This window comes from Gelidibacter sp., from assembly GCF_039916245.1.
Taxonomy (GTDB): domain Bacteria; phylum Bacteroidota; class Bacteroidia; order Flavobacteriales; family Flavobacteriaceae; genus Gelidibacter.
Genome location: NZ_JBDSLS010000207.1, coordinates 1 through 8161 on the forward strand (window position 1 = coordinate 1; position 8161 = coordinate 8161).

The 8161-nt window shown below is 37.3% G+C and carries 8 protein-coding genes; 7 read left to right on the forward strand and 1 reads right to left on the reverse strand.

Translation table 11 applies throughout. The features are described from left to right. The 7 genes from ccoG to ABIQ28_RS11030 form a co-directional block, all read left to right on the forward strand. Positions 1-1230, forward strand: a 1230-nt coding sequence (gene ccoG, locus ABIQ28_RS11000) for a cytochrome c oxidase accessory protein CcoG (RefSeq protein ID WP_348037220.1), incomplete at its 5' end; no start/stop codon positions are given. 341 nt (positions 1231-1571) lie between these two features. Further along, positions 1572-2018, forward strand: a complete 447-nt coding sequence (locus tag ABIQ28_RS11005; RefSeq protein WP_348037222.1) for a FixH family protein — start codon at positions 1572-1574, stop codon at positions 2016-2018. Beyond that, positions 2019-2720 (forward strand): sulfite exporter TauE/SafE family protein, encoded by a 702-nt coding sequence (locus tag ABIQ28_RS11010; RefSeq protein ID WP_348037227.1) that lies wholly within the window; start codon positions 2019-2021, stop codon positions 2718-2720. It abuts the gene before it with no gap. Between the two features lie 98 nt (positions 2721-2818). Then, positions 2819-3253: an Rrf2 family transcriptional regulator gene (locus ABIQ28_RS11015; protein WP_348037229.1), complete on the forward strand. Its 435-nt coding sequence runs from the start codon at positions 2819-2821 to the stop codon at positions 3251-3253. 100 nt (positions 3254-3353) lie between these two features. After that, on the forward strand, positions 3354-4091 hold the full coding sequence (gene ric, locus ABIQ28_RS11020; protein ID WP_348037234.1) for an iron-sulfur cluster repair di-iron protein: 738 nt from the start codon (positions 3354-3356) through the stop codon (positions 4089-4091). A 295-nt stretch (positions 4092-4386) separates the two neighbouring features. Continuing rightward, on the forward strand, positions 4387-5613 hold the full coding sequence (locus ABIQ28_RS11025) for a hypothetical protein (protein ID WP_348037236.1): 1227 nt from the start codon (positions 4387-4389) through the stop codon (positions 5611-5613). Next, the gene (locus tag ABIQ28_RS11030; RefSeq protein WP_348037238.1) at positions 5585-6046 is read left to right on the forward strand and encodes a hemerythrin domain-containing protein; all 462 of its coding nucleotides are present in this window, start codon (positions 5585-5587) and stop codon (positions 6044-6046) included. Before ABIQ28_RS11025 ends, ABIQ28_RS11030 begins: the two co-directional genes overlap by 29 nt. Before the next feature lie 327 nt (positions 6047-6373). Here the strand turns inward: ABIQ28_RS11030 and ABIQ28_RS11035 are convergent. Beyond that, positions 6374-8161, reverse strand: a 1788-nt coding sequence (locus tag ABIQ28_RS11035; protein ID WP_348037240.1) for a TonB-dependent receptor, incomplete at its 5' end; no start/stop codon positions are given.

An 8161-nucleotide genomic window follows, 5' to 3' on the forward strand; every position in this document is an offset into this window, starting at 1 on the left:
AATATTTTAGAACGTCGTTTTAATATTTTCGGCTTTCCTTTTTGGCCTCAGGATTTTTACCTTTTTGTGCTTTCAATGTTGATTGGCGTTATTTTTATCGCCCTATTTACGGTTGCCTTCGGTCGTATTTTCTGCGGATGGATTTGTCCTCAGACTATTTTTATGGAGATGGTTTTCAGACGTGTTGAATTTTGGATAGATGGCGATAGAGGCGCTCAAATGCGTTTGGACCGACAGGAATGGAATGCTGAAAAAATCAGGAAACGCGTCACGAAATGGTTTATATTTTTAGTCATTTCATTCATAATTGCCAATGTGTTTTTGGCTTATTTGATTGGTTCGGACAAAGTGATTCAGTACATCATGGAAGGTCCTTTTGAGCACATAAGTACTTTGATTTCCTTATTGATTTTTACGGCAGTATTTTACTTTGTATTTGCTTGGTTTAGAGAGCAAGTATGTATTATTGCTTGTCCTTATGGCCGACTTCAAGGCGTATTGCTCGACAATAAATCGATCGTAGTCGCTTATGACCATAAACGTGGAGAAGGCGAAAATGGCCGTAAAAAATTCCGCAAGAACGAAGATCGCGAAGCCCTCGGCTTTGGAGATTGTATTGATTGCTTCCAATGTGTCAATGTATGCCCTACAGGTATCGACATCAGGAACGGCACACAATTGGAATGTGTCAATTGTACGGCTTGTATTGATGAATGCGACCATATCATGGAAAGCATCAATTTACCGAAAGGTTTGATTCGCTATGCCAGTGAGGAAAACATTGAATTGAAGAAGAAATTTGAGTTCACATCACGACTTAAAGGCTATAGTGCCGTATTATTGATTCTTATTGGCGTTTTAATAGGTATGCTATTATTGAGAAACGATGTGGAAGCGCGCGTTTTAAGATTGCCAGGTCAGTTATATGAGCACAAGGATAACAACATTATTAGTAATGTGTTTACTTATAAACTGATCAATAAAACGACAAAGGATATTGAAAATGTGAGTTTAAAACTCCGAAAAAAAGTGGGCGAGATAAAAATGGTGTCCTCTGAAAAAACCTTTGTTGTTCCAGCTCAAGGCATGGCAGAAGGGACATTGTTTATTGAATTGCCGCAAAGCGAATTGAGTGGCGACAAGAATAGTTTAATGATTGAGGTGTATAGTGGAGAGAATTTGATTGAAACAACGTCGGTCAACTTTTTAGGACCGCGGAGTTATAAATAGGTTGAAATTCAAGTTGAAGTTCAAGTTGAAATTCAAGTTGAATCAGAATGCTACTGAAAAAATTTGAAAAACAATAAGTATTGACTGAAAAACATATTCCTGCCTTCGCAGGAATCTGAGCGACTAACCTGCAAGGTTTTCAAAACCTGGCTGGTTTGAAAAGAATTTCTCATTAAAAAAAGACTTTCTTCGAAGTTGCCTACCCGTCCGTAGCTTTAGCGAAGTCGGGAAATTGAAGTTGAGGTTTAGAGAAAAGAAGTATTACTGAAAATAGAGATTCCTGCCTTTGCAGGAATGAATAAGATTTCCTCCTTCGAGGGAATGACAAAATAAATTTTGCAATGAAAATCAATTGGGGAACAGGAATCGTATTGGCATTTATCGGCTTTATAAGCTTTATAATGTATTTCGTCATAGCCATGAGCACCAATAAAAAGATTGAATCTGACTTGGTCACAGAAAACTACTACAGTCAGGAATTGGAGTTTGAAAACGATCTTACCAAACAAAAAAATGCTCAAAAATTAAAAGAAAACATTACATGGCAACATGCTCAGGACGGATTGATTCTAACCTTTCCAACGGACATGAATCCATCAGAAATAACAGGAAAAGTGTTCCTATATAGACCATCTAATAAACAATTAGACTTTGAAAGTTCCATTTCATTGTCTGAACATAATTTGCTCATACCTGACAAACGTTTGTTAGATGGTCGTTGGAACATTAAAGTAGATTGGCAATATAAAGGAAATTCCTATGTCTACAAAAAAGAAATCGTGTATTAGATGCTTTGGTCAGCGGTCATATTTGGAATATTTGGAAGTTTTCATTGCGTGGGCATGTGCGGACCGATTGCATTTATGTTACCTGTTGACCGCACCAATTCCACCAAAAAGGTATTCCAAATTTTCACCTATCACTTCGGAAGGATTTTAGCTTACAGTATCATCGGTCTTGTTTTTGGCTTGGTCGGGAAAAGTCTTTATATTTTCGGTTTACAACAACAACTCTCCATTGGTATTGGGATTTTGATGATTGTGGTGGTGCTGACTCCTACCAAAATATTCAACAAATACAATTTTTCAAAACCTATTTACAAGCTCATTTCTAAAGTAAAATCAGCTTTGGGACAAGCGTTTAAGAAAAAAACGGCTGACACTTTTTTAACCATCGGCTTTCTTAACGGATTCTTGCCGTGTGGTCTGGTATATATGGCCGTTTTTGCATCTTTAGCTATGGAAGGCGCGCTCAAAGGTAGTTTATACATGGCTTTGTTTGGGATAGGCACCATTCCATTAATGACCTCAGCCATCTATCTCGGCAAATTTTTGAACGCCACCATAAAACAACGCATTCAAAAAGCCATTCCGATATTTGTAGTGATCATCGGCCTATTATTTATTGTCAGAGGCTTAGGCCTTGGCATTCCTTACCTCTCTCCTGCTCCAGTTACGGATATGGTCAATGGCGTCATCGATTGTGACTAAATCCTCAATTTTAACAAAATCATAAGAAATTTTAATACGGATAACTTTGTCCTAATTGAAAGTTATACTTATATTTGTCCAAACCAAATAACCCTCTTATGTTTTCAAAAGCTTGCGAATACGGTATCAAAGCATCTATTTATATAGCCCTAAACTCATATGATGGACAACGCGTAAGTCTTAAAGAGATTGCCAAGGAAATTAATTCGCCAGAAGCATTTACGGCCAAGATTCTTCAGGATTTAGTGCGCAACAAAATCATAAACTCCGTAAAAGGCGCTTATGGTGGCTTTGAAATCGAGAAAGAAAATATCAGCTCGATCAAACTCGCTCAAATTGTAAATGCCATTGATGGCGATAGTATTTACCATGGCTGTGGATTAGGTTTGGACGTGTGCGATGCTAACCATCCGTGCCCTGTGCATGATCAATTTATTGCGATTCGCAACGAACTAAAACATATGTTAGAAACCACTAATCTTGAGCAATTGGCAATAGACATCAAGTCTGGCGCCTCATTCTTAAAAATATAAAAAAATTTGAATTTAAATAGGACAAAAGTGTCCGCAATAATAATTGTCTAATTAATTAAAGACCCGAAAAAACCCTCTTTTTAGAGGATGGGATAAATTTATGGAAACATTACATAAAGATTCACAAAAACACATCGGTCAATTTGTGGCTGAAGATTTTAGAACCGCTGCTGTATTCTCTAGCTATGGCATTGACTTTTGTTGTAAAGGCGAAAGATCAGTGGAAGAAGTTTGCAAAAAAAATAATATTGAAGTCGATGAATTATTGGATAAACTTCATGCTGTTGTATCCTCTACTAGTCAACAATCCATTGACTATAAATCATGGCCACTTGATTTATTGGCAGAATATATTGAGAAAAAACACCACCGTTATGTTGAAGAGAAAACGCCGGTAATACGTCAGTTTTTAGATAAATTATGTAAAGTTCATGGACAAAGACATCCTGAACTTTTAGAAATCACAGCGCTTTTCATTGGTTGTGCAAAAGATATGGCATCGCATATGAAAAAAGAAGAGCTGATCCTCTTCCCTTTCATCAAACGAATGGTCAAAGCACAATTAGAAGGGACCAGTATTGAGTCGCCACAATTTGCAACGGTTGAAAATCCAATTGAAATGATGAAACACGATCATGAAGCCGAAGGCGATCGTTTCAGAAAAATTGTGGAGCTGACCAACAACTACACGCCTCCTGCCGATGCTTGTAACACCTACAAAGTAACCTTTGCCATGTTAGACGAATTTGAGAAAGATTTACATCTCCATATTCATTTAGAAAATAATATCTTGTTTCCAGAAGCGATAAAATTAGAAAAAACGCCTAGTAAAAAATAGTTTTGATTGTTGAAGTTACACTTCCCATGTGTTACTTAAACTACTGTTGCACCCTTATCCTACTTTGAGGAATAACCAAGCATCAGTGGGATAAGATACTTTGGGAAGTGTTCTTTTTTTGATTATAAGACAACACAAAGAGAAAATTCGCTAAACAAAACCCATATTTAAATTCCGGTTTTATAAAATAAATCACGTGGGATATTATCTTTGTAGGAATACATTAAATGTATCAATCCTTATTATTCACTAGTAATATCTTTAAGTTTGTCCTTAGGTCAGTAAAACTTCTTAAATGCAGAAAAAACTTGTTATTGTATGTCTGATCAACTTTTTGGTCGCGGCCTTAATGGGTTTGATGTTACGGTATGGTTTTGTGCTCCCGCTTCATGAGTTTATAAAACCGCTTCCATTTCAATTCAGAAACCTCATGCATGCCCATTCACATGGTGCCATGTTGGGTTGGGTTTACCTGATGTTGTATGTCCTAATTATCCATCATTTTATTCCAGAGAAAAAATCTGTTTATAACCGTTTGTTTTGGCTGACGGAAATCGCCGTTATAGGCATGATGGTCAGTTTTCCATTTCAAGGTTATGCCGCTATTTCCATTAGCTTTTCAACCTTACACATCATTTGCAGCTATCTTTTTATCAGATTGGTCTGGAAACATCAAAAAGTAGCGTCCAAACCGATCCGATTATTACTGAAAGCCTCCTTAATTTTTATGTTCGTTTCTACCATTGGTATTTGGTGCTTAGGTCCAGCCGCTGCAATATTGGGCATAGATTCTGCATTTTTTCAAATCGCCATTCAGTTTTTCTTGCATTTTCAGTTTAATGGTTGGTTTTTGTTTGCCGTTTTGGCGGTGTTCTTACACCGATTTCCAATTGAAAACACCCCACAATTTCAAATGTTTTTTAAAACACTTATTGGTGGTACCATCTTAACCTTCGCCTTACCTGTAAGCTGGTTTGCATTTCATCCCCTATTGCTTTGGATAAATGGTTTTGGCGTTTTATTACAGCTTTGGGCAGGCTATTGTTTTATAGTGTTGCTCCGTCCGCATTGGGCAGAATTTTGGAGCAAAACCTTAACCTTAGCCAAATGGATGTATGGCTTAGCGCTCTTCTCTTTCGGATTGAAAATAGCGCTGCAAACAAGCTCTATACTCCCTGAAGTGTCCGCGATGGCGTATCAGTATCATAATTTTGTGATCGGTTTCATCCACTTGATGATGTTGGGTGTGATTTCAGGTTTTCTATTTGCTTTTCTATTAGAATCATCATTAGTATTTTTAAAGAGCAAGATCTTAAAATTAGGGGTCTATAGTTTTATTGTTGGCTTCATTGCTACCGAATTTATATTGCTCCTTCAAGGTCTTTTTTACTATTTTGCCCTAGGGATGATCCCAAACTACTATTTAGTATTATTCCTATTTAGTATTCTCTTGCCTTTGGGCCTTTTATTCATTTTTATAAACATTTTAAATCATGGAACCAAAACCGTTAAAACGACATAAAGCCCTTCAACCCTTCAGCAGAGAACATCATCATGGCCTCCTGCTTTCATGGAAGATCAGAAGTGGGTTCAGCAAAAACATTGAATTGGAGCGCATCAAAACCTATGCAGATTGGTTTTTTGAAAATCATTTGATTCCGCATTTTGAACTTGAAGAAGCGCATATATTTCCGCTTTTAGAGGCCGATAATGAGTTAGTAAAACGCGCTTTGGCCGATCATATAAGTTTAAAACGCTTATTTAATGACTCCAAAGACCTTGAGAAATCCTTGCACCAAATAGAAAAAGAATTAGAGGAACACATCCGCTTTGAAGAACGGATCCTTTTTCCTGAAATTCAAAAAAACGCTACGGAAGAACAATTAGCACTCATTGCAGATATTCATGATGAAGAAGGCTTTGAGGATAATGTGGAAGATCAATTCTGGAAATAAATACAGGTTTTATCAATACGAGCCTAAGTGGTTAACCGTCCAATTTGAGACACGAATTTCACTAATTAGCACGAATAAATGGGGCTAGATCTTTTATGTTCACGAATTTTCAAACATTTTAAATTTTGAATAACCTCCAGCTTTAGCTGGAGGTATAATAAAACAAAAATGAAAGGGCTTTAGCCCAAACTTACCTCTCAAGGTGTTTGGGCTAAAGCCCTTTCGCTCTTCTTACCTCCTAACCCCGAGCTAAAGCTCGGGGCTATTCAGAGGCGTTTCAACGTAAGTTCTTATTACCAAAACGAAGCTAAAGGACTGACATTCAAATCAATATAAAACATAAGACGCATTTACATAAAAATTTCGTCCTTTTCTTGGAATGTTTCTCCAATCGGCATAGCTTGAATAATTGGAGTCGAGAATGTTCTCAATACCATATTTCAAGACAAATATATGATTATCCACATTGAATTGATTTCCAAGATTAAGGTTTAAAACGGCATAGGACGGCGTTTCATCTTCGCCATAAAAGCTACTATACTGACTTTGGTTGCCATTTCCTTCTAACTGAATGGCGGCGTTAAATTTAGGTCTTGAATAGTTGACTTCGGCTAAATAAGATAATGGTTTTATTAAAGGTAAATTCTCATTATTGCTGCCTTTACCGTAGTTGTAACCAAGCGTTCCATTGATTGAAAAGGAATTTGAAAGCTTGTAGGAGGAGTTCACGTACACATCAAAAATGGTCGCATGTGAGAGTGTACTGTACAAACGCACTCCATTGGCACCAATGGTCATTGGACTCAGCGTTTGATCAATGGTGCCAATAATATAATCCATAATATGGAAATAGGAAGTTTCCAGTCCAACGTGGAAATTGCCACTATGATAATTGGTCTGTAAATTCACTTCAAATGCCTTTTCATTGTTTAAGGTCGGATTTCCAATATAATCGTAATTGTCAAAACTATTGAACAGGAAAAAGCCGTAGCCTTCACTTACTGAAGGTGCTCTTTCGCCATATCCTCCACCAATAGTCATATCAAAATGGTTCTTTTTAAATTGATAATCGGCCGTAAAACTAGATAAGAATCTGTTTTTTGTGGCGCCGATTTCTGGATGGAAAATTTGCAAACTCTCCAATCCCGTTAGAAGAGCAATTTCGTTCTGATGAAATCCAAATCTAGCGGAAGCAGAAAGCGTTTCATTTTCATTAAAGGCATACACATCCTTCCCATAAATCCCAGAATATAAGGTCCTGATATCTGGCCACGTGTACATAAACATATCGGTTTCATTAGGATCGTTTGGGTACATGGTCATCTCTGCCAACGACCGATTATAAAATCCGTTGACATTCACTAAAAATTGATGTTTGTCTGCTGTCATCAAAGCTTTGCTATAAAAGCCATAAGTATCACTCCAACCCGGCATATCCATGCGGATGGGCACAATTGGACGCTTTGTATCATCCATAACGTGTGTAATCGTGTTGAAATACAGTTTAGATTCTAACGACTTTATAAAAGTGGAATCATTGGTATAATGATGCGTTACGGAGGTAATCAATGCTTCGGCAAGTGATACATCCATCGTTAATCCTGGATAACCCACATCCGTAGCTTTGTCATAAATAATATTAGCATCAAAGGAATGCTGATCGTTGAGTTTATAACCGCCTTGTAGGGAAACGTTATATTTCTGAAATTGTGAGTACAACACCTCTTTACTATCTCCAGCATCATAATTGTCTGACTTTCGATAAATTCCATCGGCTTTAATATAAAATTTACTGTCAGAATATTCAAGGTCCAAACCGCCGACTCTGTAGTTGCCATTGGTTTCGTAGCCTAAATCGACACTCGTTTTTAAACCCGATTGGAAATATTTGGAGTTGGGCAATTTCAAATCTATGCCACCGCCAATGGTATGACCGTTTTCTGATCCTGATTGTCCTGAACCTACACTTACTTTTTGCAAGTTGGACACATCTACATACGACGTTATCGGATCCATCTTATCTGTACAGGCACCAAAAATCTGCATCCCATCAATGGTCACATTCAATCGTTCACTATTCATATTGTTCATTGAGGGTTCCCAAGCGTAATTTCC